The organism is Rhizobium redzepovicii (assembly GCF_019793435.1).
Lineage (GTDB): Bacteria > Pseudomonadota > Alphaproteobacteria > Rhizobiales > Rhizobiaceae > Rhizobium > Rhizobium redzepovicii.
The window spans coordinates 240,563-260,881 of sequence record NZ_JAILYH010000010.1; the positions used below are offsets into that span (position 1 = coordinate 240,563).

General features: G+C 61.7%; 18 protein-coding genes. 12 read left to right on the top strand and 6 right to left on the bottom strand.

Annotated elements, in window-relative coordinates:
- Positions 1-35: 35 nt before the first annotated feature.
- Positions 36-1,838, bottom strand: coding sequence for a DNA mismatch repair endonuclease MutL (gene mutL, locus K6N12_RS18140; protein WP_097624015.1), 1,803 nt, complete (start codon positions 1,836-1,838; stop codon positions 36-38).
- A 290-nt stretch (positions 1,839-2,128) separates the two neighbouring features.
- On the opposite strand from mutL, the gene K6N12_RS18145 reads away from it, so the two are divergent.
- Both K6N12_RS18145 and K6N12_RS18150 read left to right on the top strand, forming a co-directional pair.
- Complete coding sequence (locus K6N12_RS18145; RefSeq protein ID WP_097624016.1) at positions 2,129-3,853, top strand: response regulator; 1,725 nt, start codon at positions 2,129-2,131, stop codon at positions 3,851-3,853.
- A 181-nt stretch (positions 3,854-4,034) separates the two neighbouring features.
- On the top strand, positions 4,035-5,399 hold the full coding sequence (locus K6N12_RS18150) for a putative bifunctional diguanylate cyclase/phosphodiesterase (RefSeq protein WP_131711078.1): 1,365 nt from the start codon (positions 4,035-4,037) through the stop codon (positions 5,397-5,399).
- A 138-nt stretch (positions 5,400-5,537) separates the two neighbouring features.
- Here K6N12_RS18150 and K6N12_RS18155 read toward each other — a convergent pair whose 3' ends face one another.
- The 5 genes from K6N12_RS18155 to K6N12_RS18175 all read right to left on the bottom strand — a co-directional run bounded on the left by K6N12_RS18155 (position 5,538) and on the right by K6N12_RS18175 (position 9,579).
- Complete coding sequence (locus K6N12_RS18155; protein ID WP_097624018.1) at positions 5,538-6,143, bottom strand: PRC-barrel domain-containing protein; 606 nt, start codon at positions 6,141-6,143, stop codon at positions 5,538-5,540.
- A gap of 221 nt (positions 6,144-6,364) precedes the next feature.
- Entirely contained in the window at positions 6,365-7,252 is an 888-nt protein-coding gene (locus K6N12_RS18160; protein WP_003588263.1) for an SMP-30/gluconolactonase/LRE family protein, read from the bottom strand.
- Entirely contained in the window at positions 7,249-7,890 is a 642-nt protein-coding gene (locus tag K6N12_RS18165; protein ID WP_097624019.1) for a 2-dehydro-3-deoxy-6-phosphogalactonate aldolase, read from the bottom strand. Before K6N12_RS18165 ends, K6N12_RS18160 begins: the two co-directional genes overlap by 4 nt.
- 13 nt (positions 7,891-7,903) lie before the next feature.
- The gene (locus K6N12_RS18170; RefSeq protein WP_097624020.1) at positions 7,904-8,818 is read right to left on the bottom strand and encodes a 2-dehydro-3-deoxygalactonokinase; all 915 of its coding nucleotides are present in this window, start codon (positions 8,816-8,818) and stop codon (positions 7,904-7,906) included.
- Positions 8,818-9,579: an SDR family NAD(P)-dependent oxidoreductase gene (locus K6N12_RS18175; RefSeq protein ID WP_097624173.1), complete on the bottom strand. Its 762-nt coding sequence runs from the start codon at positions 9,577-9,579 to the stop codon at positions 8,818-8,820. The genes K6N12_RS18170 and K6N12_RS18175 overlap by 1 nt, the downstream gene beginning before the upstream one ends.
- A 105-nt stretch (positions 9,580-9,684) precedes the next feature.
- On the opposite strand from K6N12_RS18175, the gene K6N12_RS18180 reads away from it, so the two are divergent.
- From K6N12_RS18180 to K6N12_RS18225, 10 genes are all read left to right on the top strand, one after another.
- Positions 9,685-10,482 carry an IclR family transcriptional regulator gene (locus tag K6N12_RS18180; RefSeq protein WP_097624174.1) on the top strand — a complete coding sequence of 266 codons (798 nt, stop codon included), beginning with the start codon at positions 9,685-9,687 and terminating at the stop codon, positions 10,480-10,482.
- Positions 10,483-10,685: 203 nt separating this feature from the next.
- Complete coding sequence (locus K6N12_RS18185; protein WP_097624021.1) at positions 10,686-11,420, top strand: LuxR family transcriptional regulator; 735 nt, start codon at positions 10,686-10,688, stop codon at positions 11,418-11,420.
- A 523-nt stretch (positions 11,421-11,943) separates the two neighbouring features.
- The gene (locus tag K6N12_RS18190) at positions 11,944-13,128 is read left to right on the top strand and encodes an Mrp/NBP35 family ATP-binding protein (protein WP_097624022.1); all 1,185 of its coding nucleotides are present in this window, start codon (positions 11,944-11,946) and stop codon (positions 13,126-13,128) included.
- Between the two features lie 400 nt (positions 13,129-13,528).
- A complete protein-coding gene (locus tag K6N12_RS18195; protein ID WP_097624175.1) occupies positions 13,529-14,506 on the top strand; it encodes a magnesium transporter CorA family protein in 978 nt (325 codons plus the stop codon).
- 18 nt (positions 14,507-14,524) lie between these two features.
- Positions 14,525-16,423 carry a potassium transporter Kup gene (locus K6N12_RS18200; RefSeq protein ID WP_097624023.1) on the top strand — a complete coding sequence of 633 codons (1,899 nt, stop codon included), beginning with the start codon at positions 14,525-14,527 and terminating at the stop codon, positions 16,421-16,423.
- Positions 16,424-16,688: 265 nt separating this feature from the next.
- Positions 16,689-17,897, top strand: coding sequence for a cell wall hydrolase (locus K6N12_RS18205; protein WP_097624024.1), 1,209 nt, complete (start codon positions 16,689-16,691; stop codon positions 17,895-17,897).
- A 271-nt stretch (positions 17,898-18,168) separates the two neighbouring features.
- Positions 18,169-18,507, top strand: coding sequence for an AtpZ/AtpI family protein (locus tag K6N12_RS18210; RefSeq protein ID WP_097624025.1), 339 nt, complete (start codon positions 18,169-18,171; stop codon positions 18,505-18,507).
- Positions 18,508-18,569: 62 nt separating this feature from the next.
- Positions 18,570-19,322 carry a F0F1 ATP synthase subunit A gene (locus K6N12_RS18215; protein ID WP_097624026.1) on the top strand — a complete coding sequence of 251 codons (753 nt, stop codon included), beginning with the start codon at positions 18,570-18,572 and terminating at the stop codon, positions 19,320-19,322.
- A 67-nt stretch (positions 19,323-19,389) separates the two neighbouring features.
- Complete coding sequence (locus tag K6N12_RS18220; protein WP_003545854.1) at positions 19,390-19,617, top strand: F0F1 ATP synthase subunit C; 228 nt, start codon at positions 19,390-19,392, stop codon at positions 19,615-19,617.
- 77 nt (positions 19,618-19,694) lie between these two features.
- On the top strand, positions 19,695-20,318 hold the full coding sequence (locus K6N12_RS18225; RefSeq protein ID WP_097624027.1) for a F0F1 ATP synthase subunit B: 624 nt from the start codon (positions 19,695-19,697) through the stop codon (positions 20,316-20,318).
- Position 20,319: the final 1 nt, after the last annotated feature.

Below are 20,319 nucleotides of genomic sequence, written 5' to 3' on the forward strand. Positions count from 1 at the left end.
GCCATACTCCCGCAAAGGCGGCTTTTCCAGCTTTTTTAGCTTCTGCCGAAAAGCCGCTCGATATCGCTGAGCTTCAATTCGATATAGGTCGGCCGGCCGTGATTGCACTGGCCGGAGCCGGGCGTCACTTCCATTTCCCGCAGCAGCGCGTTCATTTCCTCCGGCCGCAGCCGTCGTCCGGAGCGCACCGATCCGTGGCAGGCCATGGTCGCCGCCACATATTCGAGCTTGGCCGACAGGCCTGACGCCGTATCCCATTCGGCAATCTCGTCGGCAAGCTGGCGGATCAGCCCATGCGCATCGACTTCGCCGAGCATCGCCGGCGTCTCGCGCACGGCAATCGCCCCAGGACCGAAACGCTCGATCGCCAGGCCGAGTTCGGAAAGCTCGCCCGCATGCTGCATCAACCGGTCGCAATCCTCTTCCGGAATATCGACGATCTCCGGAATGAGCAGCACCTGCGAGGCCAGCCGCTTCGAATGCAGCGCCTTGCGCATCGCTTCGAACACCAGCCGCTCATGCGCGGCATGCTGGTCGACGATGACGAGCCCGTCCTCGGTCTGGGCGACGATGTAATTGGCGTGGATCTGCGCCCGCGCCGCGCCGAGCGGATAGCGCGCGGTGGTGTCGGCTGCTGCCGGCTGCGGCGGAAACGGCGGCTCGGCCCGTGCCGTCGGCATCGAGAGCCCGTCGAAGGAGGCCTGCGGCCGTTCACCGAAACCGTTTGCCGGCTGGTAGGGACGGGAAGGCGAGGTCTCGGCCGACCATGCCGTCTGTGGCCGTTGCGCGTAGGGCTGAAAACCGGGACGGAAGGAGCGCAGCATGTCGCTTGCCCCGGTGGTTGCCGCCCGGCTGCCGTCACGCGCCAGGGCCTCGCGGATGGCGCCGACGATGAGGCCGCGCACGAGGCCGGGGTCGCGGAACCGTACGTCGGATTTTGCTGGATGCACGTTGACGTCGACGAGGGCGGGATCGAGGGTAATCGATAGCACCACCACCGGATGGCGGCCTGACGGGATGGTTTCGGCATAGGCGCCGCGGATCGCCGACAGGATCAGCTTGTCCTGCACCGGCCGGCCGTTGACGAAGGCATATTGATGGGCGGAGTTGCCGCGATTGAAGGTCGGCACGCCGGCAAAGCCCGTCAGCGAAATTTCCTCGCGCACGGCGTCGAGGGCGATGGCGTTGTCGCGGAAGTCCTTGCCGAGCACCTGCGCCATGCGCGCCAGATGGTCGTCGCCGGTCGCCGGAAATTCCAGCGTCGTGCGGTCGGAGCCGGACAGCACGAAGCGCACGGCCGGGAAGGCGATCGCCATGCGCTTGACGATCTCGGTAATGGCGCCGGCCTCGGCCTTCTCGGTCTTCAGGAATTTGAGCCGCGCGGGGGTCGCGAAGAAAAGATCGCGCACTTCGACGATCGTCCCGGGATTGGCGGCGGCCGGGCGCAAATGCGCGATCTTGCCGGCGTTGACGGCGATCTCGTGGCCGCCAGCGCTGTCGCGCCGGCGGCTGGCGATGCTGAGCCTTGCAACCGAGCCGATCGAGGGCAGCGCCTCGCCACGGAAGCCGAGCGTGCGGATATTCTCGAGCGTCTCCGATAGTTTCGAGGTGCAGTGGCGCCTGACCGCCAGTTCCAGATCGGCCGCATCCATGCCCGAACCGTTGTCGCTCACCCGCAGCAGTGCCTTGCCGCCGCCTGCCGTGGCGATCTCGATGCGCGTCGCGCCTGCATCGAGCGCGTTTTCGATCAGTTCCTTGGCAGCGCTCGCCGGCCGTTCGATGACTTCGCCGGCGGCGATCTGGTTGATGAGCGTTTCGGAAAGCTGTCTGATGGCCATGGGCTATTTTCGAGGATTCGCGGGCCGGAGGGAAGAGGGTTCGGCGGGCTTTCCCAAAGCGTGATCCGAGGCTCCCGCAACCTGGGAATCGCCGCTGCATAATTCATGCTTAAATCGGAACCGATTTACTGATGAAATTATGCAGCAGTTCAAAGTGTTATTGCGCCCTATGCGCGCCTGGAAAGGACCCGCGGCGCTGTAGTGTTAAGCCGGTTTTAACATAAAAATGGCATTTCTATTCAAATACCTCCGGAAGCTTTCGAAATCGAACAGATGTGGGACGCAACAGCATGAGTGCCGGCTTCGATAAGGCGGACACATCATCGGAAACCGACGGGATTTCCGCCGGAGCCGATCTGCAGACGGCGCTTTTCGATGTGGTGTGCGACAGCCTTTCGTCAGCTTTCATCATCTATGACAAGAACGATCATCTGATCTTCGCCAGCCGCCAGACGCTGGAATTCTTCCCGCTGCCCCCCGAGATGCTGAAGCCCGGCACGCGGCTTCGCGATTTCCTCGGCGCGGTTTACGACACCGGCATTCGCCAGCAATATGACGTGAAGCAGCGCGGCTCGCTGAGCCGCGAGGATTGGCTGTCGCAGAAAATCGCCTCGCATTGGCGCGAGCGCTTCGATGCCGTCGAGCGCCATGCTGCCGACAGCTGGGTCCGTTTCGTCAAACGCAGGCTCCCCGGCGGTTACGGCGTCACCATCATTTCTGATATTTCCGAGGACAAGAAGCGCGAAGAGCAATGGCGCTCGGATCTGGAGCGGGTGCAGCTCACCGAGGACATTCTCGACAATCTGCCGTTCCCGCTCTTCGTCAAGGACCGCAACCTCACCTATGTCGCGGTCAATCTCGCCTTTTGCGAGAAATATCAGACGACCGCCGACGAGGTGCTCGGGCGCAAGAGCAGCGACCTTTTTTCCGTCGAGATCGCCAAGCGTTTCGAAGAAAGCGACCGTCATGTGCTGGAGACCGGCGAGATGTCCGTCTCCCGCCAGCGGCAGATCTCCCGCGACGGCATCGAGCGCGACATCGTCAGCCGCAAGCACCGCATCGGCAAGCCGGGCCGCTATTTCCTCGTGTCGACCATGCAGGATCTGCCGCGCGATGGCGCCGATCTCGACGAGTTCGGCCGGGCATCGGCGATCACCACCTCAAGCAATCAAAGCTATCGCCGCGCCTATGTGCCGGTACCGAGCGCTGTCGAGCGCCGCGAGCCGGCGGCGATGGAAGCGATCGTTCCGGAGAATTTTTCCGGCCGCAAGGTCCTCGTCGTCACGTCCGACCTTGCCGCTGAGACCGCCGCGTTGCGGACGCTGTCGAAATACGGTTTCGAATCCTGCTCGGTCCGCGGCGAGGACGAGGAGGAGCGGTTCCTGGAAATCGCCACTTCCTCCGGCATCTCGCTCGATCTCTTGATCATCGACAACCAGATGGGCATGCGCTGCCTCGAACTGTCAGAGCAATATGGCATCCCGGCGCTTGTTATGGACGGTTTTCAGATCGCCAACGAGCTCACCTTCCAGATCGCCCGCCATTTCAATCGCAACAGCCGCAATGGCGCCGCCGGTGCGGATTCGGATTGGGAAATCAGCATTTCTGACGACGTCGTCGGCCTGCAGGTTCTCGTCGCCGAAGACAATGATATCAACCAGATCGTTTTTTCGCAGATCCTCGAAGGCCTTGGCTATCGCCATATGATCGCGGCGACCGGCGATGAAGCCGTGCGCCTCTGGGCCGAGCACCGGCCGCAGATCGTGTTGATGGATATTTCGCTGCCGGGCTTCAACGGCTTCGAGGCTGCCCGCCTCATCCGGCAGATGGAAGAAACCGGCGGGACAAGCCACACCCCGATCATCGGCGTGCTCACCCAGGCCTTCGAACGAGACCGCGCCGAATGCGTCAAGGCAGGCATGGACGATGTCATCATGAAACCGGTCAGCCCCGATATGCTCGAGGCTGTCTTCCAGAGGCATCTGCTGGATGAAGGCATACGGGCGCGAGGCTGATACATGTCATCAGGACCTCTTAGCGGTTCCGGCTAACGACATAAAAATTAACGACTTTAGCCGGGACTACCGGTCGACTCCTGGATTCTGGGGTGGTTTTAGCGGCAATGCCTGCTGATTTACTATCAAATTGTTAAGACATGCCGGTCATTCTTTGCATGGCGCGGGAAAGCTCGGGTGAATGATGAAATCGGCGGACACAGCTTTCTTGACCGTCGGTCAGAATGAGCTTCAGGCGATGGCCTATACCGATCCGCTCACCGGATTGGGAAACCGCAATCGCATGCGGGACAAGGTCTTGCAGATCTCTTCCGAGCGCGCTAGCGACCCGGCTCCCTTCACCATCGGCATCGCCAATCTCGACAGTTTCAAACCGATCAACGATCTTTTCGGCTCGGCTGCCGGCGATGAGATCCTTTGTCAGGTCGCCCATCGCCTCAGGGCCTGCATTCCCGATGGCGCGCTGGTCACCCGCCATGACGGAGATGAATTCGCCTTCGTGCTGCCGCTGATCTTCGAGCGGGCGAGTGCCGAAAAATTCGGCCAGATGATCCGTGAAATACTGTCGGCCCCCTATGATCTCGGCGACCGCAACGTCCGTCTTTCCGCCTCCCTCGGCTTTGCCATCTACCCGTTCGCCGGAGAAGACTGCGAAGAGTTGCTGAAGAGCGCCGAAACCGCCCTCTACCGTTCCAAGCGCCGCGGGCGCGGCCAGATCACCGTCTATTCGCGCGAGATCGCCCAGGAAATGAAACGCGCGACGCAGCTGGAGCAGGCGCTTAGAAACGCCATCATCTCCGACGCGATCGACGTGCATTTCCAGCCGATCGTCTCGCTCTCCAACAATCAGGTGGTCGGCTTCGAGGCGCTCGCCCGCTGGAACGATCCCGATCTCGGCTTCGTCTCTCCCGGCGTCTTCGTGCCGCTCGCCGAAGAACGTGGTTTCATCGATGCACTGTCGGAAGCGCTGCTGCGCAAAGCCACCGAAGCAGCTCTTTCATGGCCGCGCGAACTCTTCCTGTCGTTCAATCTCTCCTCGGCTCAGTTGATGGATCCAGGCACCAGCGGCAGCGTCCTGTCGATCCTCGGTCGGGTCGGCTTCGATCCGCATCGCCTGGAGCTGGAGATCACCGAAACCGCGGTGATGAGCTCGGCCGATACCGCCCACCGCATCATCGCCGATCTGCGCGCCGCCGGTGTGCGTATTTCGCTTGATGATTTCGGCACCGGCCAGTCGAGCCTCGGGCGCCTGCGCGACTTCATCTTCGACAAGATCAAGATCGACCGCGCCTTCGTCTCGCGCATCAACTCCGACCGCGCCTCCGAACACATCATCAAGGCGATTCTGACCATGTGCGACGGCCTGGAGCTGGAAGTCGTGGCTGAGGGCATCGAGGATTATGCCGAGGCAGTGAAGCTGCGCATGCTCGGTTGCGGCATGGGCCAAGGCTATCATTTCGGCCGCCCGGCGGACGGGATCGCCACACTGCGCTTTCTGCACGAGAACTATTACGATCCCGCCATGGCGGAGCGTGTCAGCGCATAAAGCATGATGCCGAAAAGTGTGAGCGGTTTATCATGCTCCAAAGACCGACATAGCAAAAAGCGATGGCGCCCCTAGGAGCGCCATCGCCTACGCTATACTACCGCGCGGTATATCTGGCCGGGCTGGCTAAACGCCAACTTACTTGGGCGTTGTCGAGCCGGTGGCCGTGGTGTCGGTGCCGGTTGCAGCCGGAGCCTTTTCGGCCGACTGCATGGCCAGCGTCTTGAACTCAGGTGCAGCCTTCAGCGATTCAGCCGTTTCGCTTGTCGTCAGCTTGACGCTGCCATCCTGAGTATTCTGGGCGACCGTGATCTTCTCCATCGGGACGGCGACGTTCTTTTCGCCGATACCGAGGAAGCCGCCGACGCCGACGATCGCAGCAACGAAACCGCCGTCCTTCTTGAGAATCAGGTCGTTGACGCTGCCGATGCTTTCATTGTTGCCGTTATAGACCGACTGGCCGATATAGGTGTTGGCGCTGACCTGGTCCGGAGATTGCTCCGTGATATAGCCGGCCTGCGCCGTGTCTGCCGTCGGGGCTGCAGCCGGAGCCTGTGCGGCATCGCCTGCGGGCTTGGTGACGTCAGGGGTCATCGGCTTCGGTGCTGCCGGATCGGCCGGAGCCGCCTGTGTCGGAGCGGCCGGGTCCGCGGGCTGCGGCGCCGCCTGCGAGAATGCCGCCGGTGCGAAAGCCGTGGCAAACAGTGCGCCAGCGGCAACGGTCGTCAAGAGTTTGCGTGTCATTTCGAACCTACCTTCAGTTCCTAGAGTGGTCGCTGACGCGGCAATTTCTGTTTCATTGCCGCGCCGGTTCGAAAGGAAAATGACTGGTGCGCCGAATGGTTCCGGTTGAAAACACGGAAAATTTCTCGATTTTCACGGAACATTTATCGCGCAACCGCCACCAGAGCGAGAAAAGGCGCCTCCGGCCGGAAGCGCCTCTGATTGTTACGGGCAAGCTGTCTTCAGATCACGTAGACCGGATCGAACACGCCTTTCACCTCGATGCCGAGTTCGAGCAGCGCGCCGGCGCTCGGCTGCGCAGAACGGGCATCTTCGTCGAGGCCCTCCCAGGCGGTCGTCACTGCCAGCCGGTCGGCATTGACGCCGATGAAGGCGGGGCAGGAGGGCTGGACGGCGGGAACCTTATAGCGCGAGATGCGCAACCCGTCGGGATTGTAGCGGTCGACGACGCCAGCACCCCAGCGGGAATTCCAGATATAACCATCGGCATCGACCACCGAGCCGTCGATGTCGCCGGGCTCGTCGGCGCTGTCGACCAGCACGATCGGTTCGCCCGAGGGCATGCCGGTGTTCGGATCGACCATGACGCGCATCAGTCGATTAAGGCGGGAATCCGTATAATAGCCGATCGTGCCGTCCGGCGAGAAGCAGATCGAATTCGGGATGCTGATGCCGTTGAAGATCTTCGTCACCTTGCCGCCGGCGACATGATAGATGGCGCCGGCCTGGTTTTCCGCCCGCTTGCTCATTGTGCCGATCCAGAGCGCACCGGAAGGATGGGTGCGGCCGTCGTTCGAACGGTTCTCCGGCCTGTCGTTTTCGAGCGCGGCATAGAAGGTGAGGTTGCCGCTCGCCACATCGCGAACGAAAAGCCCTTCCTCCGTCGCGATCAGCTGCCGGCCGGCGTCGATACGGGCAAGCACGCTCGCCATGGCAGGCAATGGATGCACCTTTTTGGCGCCCGTCGAGAGATTGAGCTCGTGCAGTTCCTTGCCGAGGATGTTGAACCACCAGACGGTGTTGCTGTCCGGATCATAGGTCGGGCCTTCGCCGAGAACGGAATTGGTGTTGCAAAGGGTCTTGCCCTCGAACTCGTAGATATCGGTCATACGCTCACGCTCCCAATGGCTGCATCATAGGCGTAAATGGTCGCCTTGGCGCGCTCGGCAACCTCTGATGCGGTCATTCCGGGCTTGTAGAGGCTGGTGCCGAGACCGAAGGCGAAGATGCCGGCCTTGGTGTAATCGCCGAAATTCTTGTCAGACACGCCGCCGACGGCGGCAATCGTCAGTTCCGGCGGCAGGATCGCCCGGATCGCCGTGATGCCGGAAGGACCGAGCACGCTTGCCGGAAAGAATTTGAGACCGGTGGCGCCGGCCCGCGCTGCGGCGAGCGCCTCTGTCGGGGTAAAGACGCCAGGCATCGTCACCATGCCGTATTGGCGCGCCCGGATGATCACCTCGGGCTCGACATTCGGCGTGACGAGCAGCGTGCCGCCGGCCGCATGCAGGCTGTCGACCGCCTCGACCGTCAGCACCGTGCCGGCGCCGATCAGCACCTCGGGCGGCGCCATCTTGGCGGCGATCTCGATCGATTTGAACGGTTCCGGCGAATTCAGCGGGATCTCGATCGCCATCAGGCCATTGTCGATCAAGGCGCCGACCACGCTTTCGGTCTCGTCGGGCCGGATGCCGCGAAGGATGGCGATCAGCGGGCGCTTCATGTCGGGGAAGGGGATACGCTTCATCGTGTCGGCTTTCTCAATTCGGCCAGATGGCTTCGGCGGCGGCCGAAAGCCCGCGGCGCACGGCGGCGTCCGCATCGATGGCGGTGAAGGGAAGTGAAAGGGTTTTGAAGGCCTGTTCATAGAGCGCCTGCAGGCGCCCGGAAGCGACCAGGGTGATGCCTGAGTTGGCCGCCTCCTGCAGCGCACCGGCGATTTCGAGACCGATCAGCGTGCCGGAGAGGCGGGCCTGCGCGGCAGCGGCGGAGATTCCGTGCAGGAGCTGCCCCGAGCGGGCGGTAAAGAGCAGATTGGAGGCAAGCGCGGGCCGCGCGAAAGCGGCCGAGACCGCCGCCTCGAAGGCGGGCGCATCGGCCGGCTGCTCCTCGGCGCCGGCAACGGCATGCGAAAGGATCGTGTGTTTGCTGATGACGTCGAAAAGTTCGCCGGTCATGAAGGTCGAAAAACCGGTGACCTTGCCGTCGCCCACATGCACCCACTTCGAATGGGTTCCGGGCATGCAGACCGCCTGGGCGCCCGCGCTTGCGCTGCCGAGCGCGCCGAGAAGCTGGGTTTCCTCGCCGCGCATGACGTCGGGTGTCGCCATATCCCGCTGGGCAAGGCCGGGCAGGATGCGGATGTCACAGCTTTCGCCTGGCACGGAGACCGCCCCGGTGAGGACGGAGGCAAGGGGCGCCGGCACATCGATATAACCGGCCTCGACCCAGCCCTGCCGTGCGCCGGCCATGCCGCAGATGATCACCGGCAGGTTTTCCGGCGCCTCAATGGCTGTGAGATGGCCGGTAAGCACGGTGGAAAAGCCGGTCTTTGCCGCGCTCGTCATGCCTTCGCCGCTGCGGCGTTCGGCAAGGATGGTGCCGTCCCTACCCATGAGCCAGAGCCGGAAGCTGCTGGTGCCCCAGTCCACCGCGACATAAGCGGGATTTGCCATTACAGAACGCCTCCATCGACAATCAGGGACTGGGCGGTCATTCCAGCCGCACAGTCGGATGCAAGAAACAGGCACGGACCGACGATCGCATCGGGCTTGAGCGCGATCTTCAGGCACTGGTCCTCGACCGAGCGCGCAATGCTCTCCTCGGTGAGCCAGTGCTGCATCTGCCGCTCGGTGACGACCATGCCGGGCAGAATGCAGTTGACCCGGATGTTCTCCGGCCCGAGCCTGCCCGCCAGGCTCTTCGTCAGCCCGACGACCGCCGCCTTGGCTGCCGCATAGGCGGGAAAGCCACCCATGTTCAGCTTGAAGGCAATCGACGACATATTGATGATCGCCCCGCCGCCGGCCACCCGCATTGGTGGCACGACTGCCTGCGAGGTGAAGAACACATGCTTGAGGTTGACCGCCTGGTTGTTGTCCCAATAGGCCTCGGTCACCGCGTCGAATTCATGGCGGTCGTCCCAGGCGGCATTGTTGACCAGCACGCGGATCGGCCCTGAGCTGGCAATGACGCTATCGACCGTGCGCCGGATCGCCTCGATGTCGCGCAGATCGGCATGGTGAAAGGAGACTGGATGCATGGTCTCCTGCGACAGCCTTTCGGCGAGTTCGCGGCCGGCAGCCTCGGCGATATCGATGAACGAGACCTTGGCGCCCTGGCGCGCGAAGCCTTCGACGATCGCAGCACCGATGCCCGATCCGCCGCCCGTCACCAGCACGGTTCGATCTCTGAACTCCGGAAATTGTGCTGGCATCGCCGTCGCCTTTTGATATTCAATGCGTTCCATTATTTGGAACTATATTTGACTATATGGAATTATCAAATTATGCTGGCCTTGCTGTCAAGGGCGGACGAGACGATGAATTCAAATAGCGAAAGCATGGCGCAGAGCCGCGAGACCGGCACGCTCGGCAAACTGATGGTTCTGCTCGATCTCGTCACCCATGCCGATGCGCCGCTGCGTTTCACCGATATCCTCGCCCTTGCCGGCCAGCCGCGCGGCACCTTGCATCGCCAGCTGAGCCATCTGGTGGAGGAAGGGTTGCTTGAGCTTGATGGCGACGGCCGTTATGCGCCGGGCCTGCGCCTGCTCGATTTTGCGGCACGCAGCTGGGCGCGCAATGAATTCCGGCTGATTGCCGAGCCGCACCTTGCCGCTCTGCAGCAGGCGACCGGCGAAACGGTGCATCTCGGTGTTTTGAGGGGCCAGTCGATCATCTATCTCGACAAGGTCGACGGTCGTCAGCCGGTGCGCATGTATTCGCAGATCGGCAATGCCTCGCCCTGCTACTGCACCGGTGTCGGCAAGGCCGCCCTGTCCCTGCTACCGGCCGATCTCCTCGCCGATCTCCTCGCCGGCCTCAACTTCATCGGCTTTACCGCCTCGACCCATCTCTCGGCAGAAACGCTGCTTGCCGAAATCCGCGAGATCACCGACCAGGGCTATGCCTTCGACCGCGAGGAGCATGAGGCCGGCATCCGCTGTGTCGCCGCTCCGCTATGGTCGCAGGATCGGAGCTTTATCGGCGGCATTTCGATTACCGGCCCGGCCTATCGTCTGTCGATGGAACTTCTGTGCCAATGGACCGTTCCAGTTCAGCTGGCAGCTGGGAGGATCATGGAAGATATGCGCGTTCGGCTCGGCCCGCGCCGCTAAATGCGATCGGAGAGCATGCTTATGATGAGGGCGATATTGAGATTTTCGGGCGAATCACGACAACTGCAAATAGTCCGCGAAATCGATTAACCACCTGCCGGCCGAACGCCTCTGCGGCGAGGCCGATTCCATGTGATCCAATCAGCGATCGTCATTCCCCGAGGCAATCGAACCGGCCGTTGCGCCGAAGATGAAGAAATGTGATGGCACCCTTGTCGCAAACATCCCAGGAAGACGACGATTACATCCAGGAAATAGCCGGCCTGAAGACCCAGTTCGATATTTTCCGGTTCCTGAAACGTGTGACGGAAGCCTATCGCAGCCGTGCCTTCCTGGTTCTCAATCTGCCGCCGGTCACCTCCCTGGATATCCAGGGCAGCACCGTCATCACCAGTTGGCCGGCCGAGCTTCTGGCGCTCTACGACCAGGAGGGACTGCTGGTCAACAGCCCGGTTCTCAGGCGGCTCAGAACATCGGCGCGGCCCTTTTTCTACGACATGTCTCGCGAAAACTGGTCGCGCGACGACGGCAAGTCCATCCTCGTCGCCTCGCTGTTCGAACGTTTCCGGATGATGCGCGGCGCCTATTTCCCGACGCATGAGCCATCCGGCGTGCGCGGCGCCATCTCTTTCGCCGGCGACCGCGAGCCCTTCAGCCCGGCGGAGATGCGCGAGCTTTGCTATATCTCGATCCATGTCTATGACAGGCTTGCCGAGATCCGCAACCTCGACACGCGCATTACGGACACGCTGACCGACCGGGAAATCGATTGCCTCAACTGGACAGCGGCTGGCAAGACCAGTGCGGAAATCGCCGAAATCCTCACCCTCTCCGAGCACACGGTCAATCACTACCTCAACCGTGCCACCAAGAAGCTCGATACGGTCAATCGCACCCAGGCGGTGGCCAAGGCGCTTCGGATCGGCCTGATCAAATAAGGTGCAAAAGGCATAGCGGGTCTTCGCCGGGCGCCCAGCGCTTGGGCATATGGCGGCCGTCCCAGCCGGCGTTTGCGCCATTTCCGCCGATTTTCCGTCTGGCACGCTTTCTGCTTCTCTTTTGCCAGAGGCCCAGAGGGGACTTGGACCAGCGCCAGGAAATGGCGCGGCCGCACACCGCTGCCCGACGCCGATGCCGCTTTTCCCAAGCCTTCGGTGTCGGCGGCGGTTGTTGCGTTTTGGCACCGCCTCTTGCACAGCTGCGCGCCATTTGGCCCTCCCGCTTCATTTTTCGCTGGCCTTTTTGTCGGCTTGCTCTAGTTCGCCCCGGATTGCGCCGGTTCTCGGGGAGACCGTTGCGGCCATCAGGGCGAAAGCCCGGCGGACTTGATGGCCGCAACGGATTGCCCGTTCTCCCCGGCGCTTTTTGCAAGCCGGCAAATCGATTTTCCCGCCGATGATTTTGTTTGGCGAAGGCGTCCGTCTCCACTATCTGTGATCGGGAAGCAGCAGTGAGGGTGGAATGACCGACGTCACCAAGGAACAGGTTCTCGAAACGCTGAAGACCGTGCGTGGACCGGATCTCGAGCACGATATCGTCGAGCTCGGTATGGTTTCCGACGTCTTTATCTCCGACGGCAAGGTTTATTTCTCTATCACCGTTCCGGCCGATCGTGCCAAGGAGCTGGAGCCGATGCGGCTCGCCGCCGAGCGCGTCGTCAAGGCAATGCCAGGTGTCAAGGGCGCGCTCGTCGCACTGACCGCAGACAAGAAAGCTGCCGCCGCCGCTCCGGCTGCCCGCCCGGTGCCGAACCCGTCGCACGGCCATGCCGGCCACGATCATCACGGGCATGACCATGGTGGCCATGCGCACGCGCCGCAGCAACAGCCGCCGCGGGCCGGCAAGATCGGCGTCCCCGGCATCGGCGCCATCATCGCCGTCGCCTCGGGCAAGGGTGGGGTCGGCAAGTCGACCACCGCCGTCAACCTGGCGCTCGGCCTGCTTGCCAACGGTTTGCGCGTCGGCATTCTCGACGCCGATATCTATGGTCCCTCCATGCCGCGGCTGTTGAAGATATCCGGCCGCCCGACCCAGATCGACGGCCGCATCATCAATCCGATGGAGAATTACGGCCTCAAGGTCATGTCGATGGGCTTCCTCGTCGACGAGGAGACGGCAATGATCTGGCGCGGTCCGATGGTCCAGTCGGCGCTCCTGCAGATGCTGCGCGAAGTCGCCTGGGGCGAGCTCGACGTGCTCGTCGTTGACATGCCGCCCGGCACCGGCGACGCGCAGCTGACCATGGCCCAGCAGGTGCCGCTTGCCGGCGCCGTCATCGTCTCGACGCCGCAGGACCTCGCTTTGATCGATGCCCGCAAGGGCCTCAACATGTTCCGCAAGGTCGAAGTGCCGGTGCTCGGCATCGTCGAGAATATGAGCTATTTCATCGCGCCGGATACCGGCACCCGCTACGACATCTTCGGCCATGGCGGCGCCCGCAAGGAGGCCGAGCGCATCGGTGTGCCCTTCCTCGGCGAAGTGCCGCTGACGATGAATATTCGCGAGACCTCCGACGCCGGCACGCCGCTTGTCGCCTCCGAGCCGAACGGCGTCGTCGCCGGCATCTATCGCGGCATCGCCGCCAAGGTCTGGGAGCAGCTCGGCGGCCAGACCCAGCGTCCCGCCCCGACAATCGTCTTCGAATAAGCGCTGTCATCGGCACCCGGGCGGCTGCTCCGAGCGGCCGAATCGCGATCGCCAGTACCCCAAATTGTGGGGGAAACGTGGTGAAAAGCCGCGCTTCACGGAAGATGTCTTGATTATTTCACGGCTTTGCTGCATATGCGCGCGGCGCCATGATGGCGTTTGCTGCAGATGCTCAATGACGGCCGTCCTCGTTTGGAAGATTTCGGCCCGCCTGCAAGTTCGGAGTTGTCTTGTCGATCGAAGGATTGATCGCTGCGATGCGGTGGAGCACAATGCGCATGCCGGCCTTCAAGGTTGGATGCAGCCGGAGTTGTATGACCTTTTTTGATCCGCTTCCGTTGGGACCTGGGACGAGCGACCCTCGCGTTGCCGCGCTGGCGGCCGCATGGAAAGGCTGCCGGTGATCACCGCTTACTGTTCCAATTGCAGGTCGGTCGAGATCCGCGATCTGTCGCATCCCGCATCCTTCCCCGAGGATGTCGTCTGGATCGACATGATCGAGCCGAGCCGCGACGAGGAGCTTTATGTCGAGAAGGTGCTCGGCATCGAGGTTCCGACCCGGGACGACCTCAAGGATATCGAGCCCTCCGCCCGTCTCTACGTCGAAAACGACGCTGTCTTCATGACCGCCTCGCTGCTCTGGAAGGCCGATACCGACGCGCCGACGCTGACCGATGTCGCCTTCATCCTGGCCGGAAACCGGCTTGTCACCATCCGCTACGCCCATCCCAAATCCTTTGCGCTGTTCATCGCTGCCCTCCACCGGCTGCCGGAAAACTGGCGCAGCGGCGCTGCCCTTCTCGCCAAACTGCTGGAGACGATCGTCGACCGCACCGCCGAGATCCTCGAGGTCTCCGTCTCGCGCCTCGATATCCTGTCGATGCATGTCTTCGGCGATCGGGCGAAGAAGACGCGCAAGCCCTCGAATTATCTAGAGGAGAAGCTGCGCGATATCGCCGGTTATCACCGGATGATCAGCAAGGTGCGCGACAGCCTCGGTTCGCTGTCCCGCCTGCTGACCTTCTTCCACACGATTCCGGCGGTCCAGCAGGACCGCGAGACGAAGGAACTCTGCCGCACCCTCTCGCGCGATATCCAGTCGCTGTCGGAGCATGCCGCCTTCGTTGCAGGCAACATCACCTTCCTGCTCGACGCTTCGCTCGGGCTGATCAACATCGAGCAGAATTCGATCATCAAGATTTTCTCGATTGCCTCGGTGGTTTTCTTGCCGCCGACATTGGTCGCCTCCATCTATGGTATGAATTTTCAGGTCATGCCGGAGTTGGCCTGGGCCGCGGGTTATCCCTATTCGCTGGCCCTGATGGTGATATCAGCCGTCATCCCCTTTTTCTTTTTCCGCTGGAAAGGCTGGCTCTGAGGAGCCTGTTGCAACTTCATGTCCGAAGAGAGCCATCCGAACGAATCCCAGATGACGCCGAAAAAGCTGTTCTATCTTGCGCTCGGTTCCGTCGGTGTCGTCTACGGCGATATCGGCACCAGCCCGCTCTATGCTTTTCGCGAGGCGCTGAAGCCGGTCGCCCATGACGGCGTCACCCGTTTCGAGGTCATCAGCCTGATCTCGCTGATGATCTGGGCGCTGACGATCATCGTCACCATCAAATATGTGCTGTTTTTGCTGCGCGCCGACAACGAAGGTGAGGGCGGAACGCTGTCGCTGCTCGCCCTTCTGATGAAAACCGCCAACGGCCATACCGCCATACTGATGCTGCTCGGCCTGATGGGGGCTGCCCTCTTCCTCGGCGATGCGATGATCACGCCGGCGCTGTCGGTACTCTCGGCGGTCGAGGGCCTGAAACTCGTCACGCCGAGGCTCTCGGAATATATCGTGCCGATTTCGGTGGTGATCCTGGCGCTGCTCTTCGTCGTGCAATCGCGCGGCACCGGCGCCGTCGCCAGGTTCTTCGGCCCGATCACCGCCGTCTGGTTCCTGGTCATGGCTGCCGCCGGCATTTCCCATATCTCCGACGATTTCGGCATCCTCGCCGCCTTCAACCCCTATTATGCCGTCAGCTTTCTGCTGCATGAGGGCTTTTACGGCGTCGTCGTGCTCGGCGCCGTGTTCCTGACGGTGACCGGTGCGGAGGCGCTTTATGCCGATCTCGGCCATTTCGGCCGCCGTCCGATCCAGTGGGCCTGGTTCCTGCTGGTCTTCCCGGCGCTGACGCTGAACTATCTCGGGCAGGGCGCTCTCGTTCTCGGCAATCCGGAGACGATGTCCGATCCCTTCTATCTGATGTATCCGAAATGGGCGCTGCTGCCGGTCGTCATCCTGGCGACTGCCGCGACGATCATCGCCAGCCAGGCGGTCATCACGGGCGCGTTCTCGATGGTGCGCCAGGGCATCAACCTCGGCTTCCTGCCGCGTATGGAAATCCTCTTCACGTCGGAAACCAATACCGGGCAGATCTTCGTGCCGTCGGTCAATGCTGTGCTGTTCATCGGCGTCATCTTCCTGGTCCTGAGTTTCAAGACCTCGGATGCGCTGGCGACCGCCTATGGCATCTCCGTCACCGGTGCGATGGTCGTCACCTCGATCATGGCCTTCGAATTCGTTCGCGCGCGCTGGAACTGGTCGCTTCCGGTGGCGGTGATCGCGCTTGCGCCGCTGGTCGTGCTCGAACTGATCTTCCTCGGCGCCAACCTTTTGAAGATCCACGACGGTGGTTATATCCCGATCCTGATCGCCACCGCCTTTACCGTCATCATGTGGACCTGGCGTCGCGGCACCGCGATCCTGATGGAAAAGACCCGCCACACCGATATTCCGCTCCCCTCCTTCGTCAGCTCGATCGAGCGCAAGAGCGAACATTCGCCGGCCCAGGTCCCGGGCACCGCGATCTTCCTGACGAGCGACCCGGAATCGGCCCCCGCCGCCTTGCTGCACAATCTCAAGCACAACCATGTGCTCCACGACCGCAACGTCATCCTGACGATCCGCACCGTCAACAAGCCGCGCGTGCCGAGCCACGACCGCTATAAGGTCGAGCAGATTTCCGAGCGTTTCTCCCGCGTTGAACTGCTGTTCGGCTTCATGGAATCCCAAAACGTCTCGCAGGCCCTGGCGACGCTGCGCAAGACGGGGCTGAAGTTCGACATCATGTCGACCTCCTTCTATCTCGGCCGCCGCAAGCTGGTGCCGGACGCCAAATCAGGCATGCCCTACTGGCAGGACCGGCTTTACATCGCCCTTGCCAACGCCGCCGCCAACCCCTCGGACTACTTCCGCCTGCCGGCCAACCGCGTGGTGGAACTGGGGTCGCACGTTATTATTTGACAGGTGCGGGCGACATTCCCGACACGCGTGTCTGCGCTGTCTGGCTGCTTCCGCGACCTCGTCTTCCGTCATGCTCGGCCTTGAGCCGAGCATCCACACGGCATCCACAGCAGCCGCGGCATGGATCCTCGGCTCAAGGCCGAGGATGACGGAGAGTGGGGATGCGTCCCTGTCAAACAAGCCACATTAGAACATGCAAAACTTCGCATGGTCACATTCCGGCACGCCCCGTTAACCCGACGTCAAGGTTAATGAGAGATTTTCGATGGAATGTTCCCGCGTTCCATGCCCGGAGTTGGTGTTGCGTCGAAAGAGCTCTTCCCGTAGCAAGCTGCGTCTTCTTCCCGAGAATTGGGTGTCGCCCGCAATCTTCGGGCTCGCCGGCTGGCTGATCTTCCCGAGCGTCGCGTCTCATGCGGATCTCGCCGCCATGCTCGCCGGTCTCGATCGGGAGGGGGAGAACTGGCGCATGGTGCTGACCAATTCGCCGGCCGGCTCGATCCATCAGGCCGAACTTGCCTTTTCCGATCCGGCGGTGACGGGCTCGATCTCGTCGGGTGCCGGCATGGTGCTTCCCGATGGCCGCAAGGTGGCTTTCAGCAAGGAAAAAGGCCACGAGGACACGCCCGACGAGGATCGCGTCAACCGCGGCACCAAGAAAGGCCGCGTTGTCGCCGTCGAGAAGATGCAGCCGCCCAAGGATTTTTCCGCCGGTTCGATCCTCGAGCGCACCAGGATGCTCTTCACCCCGAGTTTCGATCTCAAGGACAGGTCGGTTTTCGTCAAGCCGAAGATCCAAGGCAAGGAAATCGAGATCGCCACTTCTTTCTATAAGAAGCAGCCGGTGGTGACCGATAGTGGCGTGCCGGCAATGCTCGCAAGCCTCGTCACCAGCGACAAGGCCGATGTCCTGGCCACGGCCTATGGGCCGCCGGCGCCCGACTATTCCCGCCAATCGCCTTTCGATTCCATTCTGACCGAGCAGGATAGCGGCCGCTTCGTCCCGCAGATCGGCCCGCGCGACCATGCCTGGGCCGCCAGCATATTGTCGCCGAGCGTCTTTTCCGCCCGCGAGCAGCAGTGCCTTGCCTCCGGCATCTATTTCGAGGCGCGGGGAGAATCGGTGAAGGGACAGGCGGCCGTCGCCCAGGTCATCCTCAACCGCGTCCGCAACCCGTCCTATCCGAAAACCATCTGCGGCGTCGTCTACCAGAACGAGGACTGGCGCAACCGCTGCCAGTTTTCCTTCGCCTGCGACAGCATCAAGGACAGGGTGAACTCGGAATATCACTGGCGGATGGCCCGCGATGTGGCGATGGCGGTGACATCAGGTAAGATCTGGCTGCCGCAGGTGGGCTCGGCGACGCATTACCATGCCGTCTATGTCAGGCCGAAATGGGCAAAGACGATGGAAAAGGTCGGCCGCATCGGTCTTCACGTCTTCTATCGCACCTATGGCGGCGGCTGGAGCTGAGATAATTCGCTCGGGCAAGCGGATTTGCCGGGCTGAAAAGCGGATTCTTTCCATCGAATTTAACAGATCGCCCCAGAAACGACTTATCTCTTTGATTTGACAAAACTATTTTATGGCTGGACAGAAGCTGCCTACGCCTTGACTATACCAGTCCCTAAAACTATGTTGCGCGCGACTTCAGAACGGGCCGGAAGGGTTTCAACCTTCGCGTCCGGGGTCCGAATGACCGGGGTAGCGGGAGTGCGGGCGACGGGCAGGCGAGGAGAGATCCATGGCGGATGACCGCGAAGAAAGTCTTGAGAAGCGCCGTGCGCAACTGGAAGCGAAACTCGCGACCAAGCGCGTGGAGGCGAAAGTGGAAGAGGCAAGCGAAGCCCGTTCCGAGGTAAGCCGCAAAGGTTATGCCCAGGCGATGAAGCTTTCCAGCGAGTTCATTTCCGCAATCGTCGTCGGTGCTGTCCTTGGCTATGTCTTCGACCGTTTTGTTGGCACGGCGCCTTGGGGGATGATTGTTCTTCTGCTTCTCGGATTCTGTGCCGGCGTTCTGAACGTGCTGCGTTCTGCGGGGGTGGTGGCCCATCCTCTGGACGATAAGGACGACAAGAAGTAAGGACCGGTCCCGGTCCAGTGCAATGACCCCGCGTCCTGCGGGCCAAAGAGAGAGAACAAGCGGTGTCCAACGATCCGACTCATCAGTTCCAGATCTTCAAGATTGTGCCGATCGAAATCGGCGGGATTGATTTCTCGTTCACCAATGCATCGCTCTTCATGGTCGCTTCGGCCGCCGTGGCCGTAGGCTTCCTCTATTTCGCAACCTCGAACCGCGCCATCGTACCTGGCCGTTCGCAGTCGGTTGCGGAAATGTCCTATGAATTCATCGCCAACATGTTGAAGGAAGGCGCGGGAAAGCAGGGAATGAAGTTCTTCCCGCTGGTCTTCTCGCTCTTCATGTTCGTGTTGACGGCGAACCTGCTTGGCATGTTCCCGTATTTTTTCACGATCACCAGCCAAATCATCGTCACTTTCGCACTGGCGATCCTCGTCATCGGCACAGTTCTCGTCTACGGCTTCTATAAGCATGGCTTCCACTTCCTGAATGTCTTCGTGCCCTCGGGGGTCCCGGGTATCCTGCTGCCGCTGGTCGTCTCGATCGAAATCATTTCGTTCCTGTCCCGCCCGATTTCACTGTCCGTTCGTCTTTTCGCAAATATGCTCGCCGGTCACATTACGCTGAAGGTGTTCGCAGGCTTCGTCGCCTCGCTTGGAGCCCTTGGTGCAGTCGGTGTCGGCGGCGCCGTTCTTCCCCTCATCATGACCGTCGCCCTGACCGGTCTCGAGTTCCTCGTCGCCTTCCTCCAGGCTTACGTCTTTGCGGTGCTCACTTGCATGTACCTCAACGACGCAATCCATCCGGGCGGGCACTAAGGATAACGACATCGACGTCATAGGGCGTCAGTCATTCGCCGCAACAACCATTTCAAAGGAGTTCAACATGGAAGCGGAAGCAGCAAAGTACATCGGTGCAGGCCTGGCTTGCTTTGGTATGGCCGGTACGGCTCTCGGCCTCGGCAATATTTTCGGCAGCTACCTCTCCGGCGCACTGCGCAATCCGTCTGCCGCTGACAGCCAGTTCGGCCGTCTGGTATTCGGCTTCGCCGTTACGGAAGCTCTGGGCATCTTCTCGCTGCTCGTCGCTCTCCTCCTCCTCTTCGCCGTCTGATATCGGCGAATAGATGGATCACGGCCTGCCACCGCAAGCCGTGATCCTTTGCATTTGCAGTCCACCTGGAGGTGAGAATGTTTTTTGTGACCCCGGCTTACGCTGAAGAAGCACCGGCGGCAGCGACGGGTACGGATGCGCATGCCGCTCCGGCCGCAGGCGAGGTCCATACCGAGACTGGTGTTGCCGGCGGCGAGCACGCCCGTGGCCCTTTCCCGCCTTTCGATTCGACGACCTTCGCGTCCCAACTGCTCTGGCTGGTGATCACGTTCACCGTCTTCTATTTGCTCATGCAAAAGGTCATCGCGCCGCGTATCGGGGCGATCCTCGACCAGCGTCATACGCGCATTTCCCAGGATCTGGAAGAAGCGGGCCGCCTGAAGGCGGAAGCCGACGCTGCTGTTCAGACCTATGAAGGTGAACTGGCTGCTGCCCGCGCCAAATCCAACGCGATCGGCTCCGCCGCACGCGACGCCGCCAAGGCCAAGGCCGAAGAGGATCGCCGCGCTGTCGAGGCGAGCCTGTCTGAAAAGATTAAGGCTGCCGAGCTCCGCATCGGCGAAATCAAGGCGAAGGCTTTTGCCGATGTCGGCACCATTGCCGAGGAAACCGCGGCTGCCGTGGTCGATCAACTGATCGGCGGCACCGTCGCCAAGGCCGATGTCGCCGCTGCCGTCGCAGCCGCCAAGAAGGAGGCTTGAT

Excerpts from the sequence above, each read along its gene's own strand:
- K6N12_RS18190 (WP_097624022.1), top strand. The coding sequence starts at position 11,944 with ATGACCGACGTCACCAAGGAACAGGTTCTCGAAACGCTGAAGACCGTG.
- K6N12_RS18145 (WP_097624016.1), top strand. The coding sequence starts at position 2,129 with ATGAGTGCCGGCTTCGATAAGGCGGACACATCATCGGAAACCGACGGG.
- K6N12_RS18200 (WP_097624023.1), top strand. The coding sequence starts at position 14,525 with ATGTCCGAAGAGAGCCATCCGAACGAATCCCAGATGACGCCGAAAAAG.
- K6N12_RS18225 (WP_097624027.1), top strand. The coding sequence starts at position 19,695 with ATGTTTTTTGTGACCCCGGCTTACGCTGAAGAAGCACCGGCGGCAGCG.
- K6N12_RS18205 (WP_097624024.1), top strand. The coding sequence starts at position 16,689 with ATGGAATGTTCCCGCGTTCCATGCCCGGAGTTGGTGTTGCGTCGAAAG.
- K6N12_RS18180 (WP_097624174.1), top strand. The coding sequence starts at position 9,685 with ATGAATTCAAATAGCGAAAGCATGGCGCAGAGCCGCGAGACCGGCACG.
- K6N12_RS18150 (WP_131711078.1), top strand. The coding sequence starts at position 4,035 with ATGATGAAATCGGCGGACACAGCTTTCTTGACCGTCGGTCAGAATGAG.
- K6N12_RS18155 (WP_097624018.1), bottom strand. The coding sequence starts at position 6,143 with ATGACACGCAAACTCTTGACGACCGTTGCCGCTGGCGCACTGTTTGCC.
- K6N12_RS18170 (WP_097624020.1), bottom strand. The coding sequence starts at position 8,818 with ATGGCAAATCCCGCTTATGTCGCGGTGGACTGGGGCACCAGCAGCTTC.
- K6N12_RS18220 (WP_003545854.1), top strand. The coding sequence starts at position 19,390 with ATGGAAGCGGAAGCAGCAAAGTACATCGGTGCAGGCCTGGCTTGCTTT.
- K6N12_RS18185 (WP_097624021.1), top strand. The coding sequence starts at position 10,686 with ATGGCACCCTTGTCGCAAACATCCCAGGAAGACGACGATTACATCCAG.
- K6N12_RS18175 (WP_097624173.1), bottom strand. The coding sequence starts at position 9,579 with ATGCCAGCACAATTTCCGGAGTTCAGAGATCGAACCGTGCTGGTGACG.
- K6N12_RS18160 (WP_003588263.1), bottom strand. The coding sequence starts at position 7,252 with ATGACCGATATCTACGAGTTCGAGGGCAAGACCCTTTGCAACACCAAT.
- mutL (WP_097624015.1), bottom strand. The coding sequence starts at position 1,838 with ATGGCCATCAGACAGCTTTCCGAAACGCTCATCAACCAGATCGCCGCC.
- K6N12_RS18165 (WP_097624019.1), bottom strand. The coding sequence starts at position 7,890 with ATGAAGCGTATCCCCTTCCCCGACATGAAGCGCCCGCTGATCGCCATC.
- K6N12_RS18210 (WP_097624025.1), top strand. The coding sequence starts at position 18,169 with ATGGCGGATGACCGCGAAGAAAGTCTTGAGAAGCGCCGTGCGCAACTG.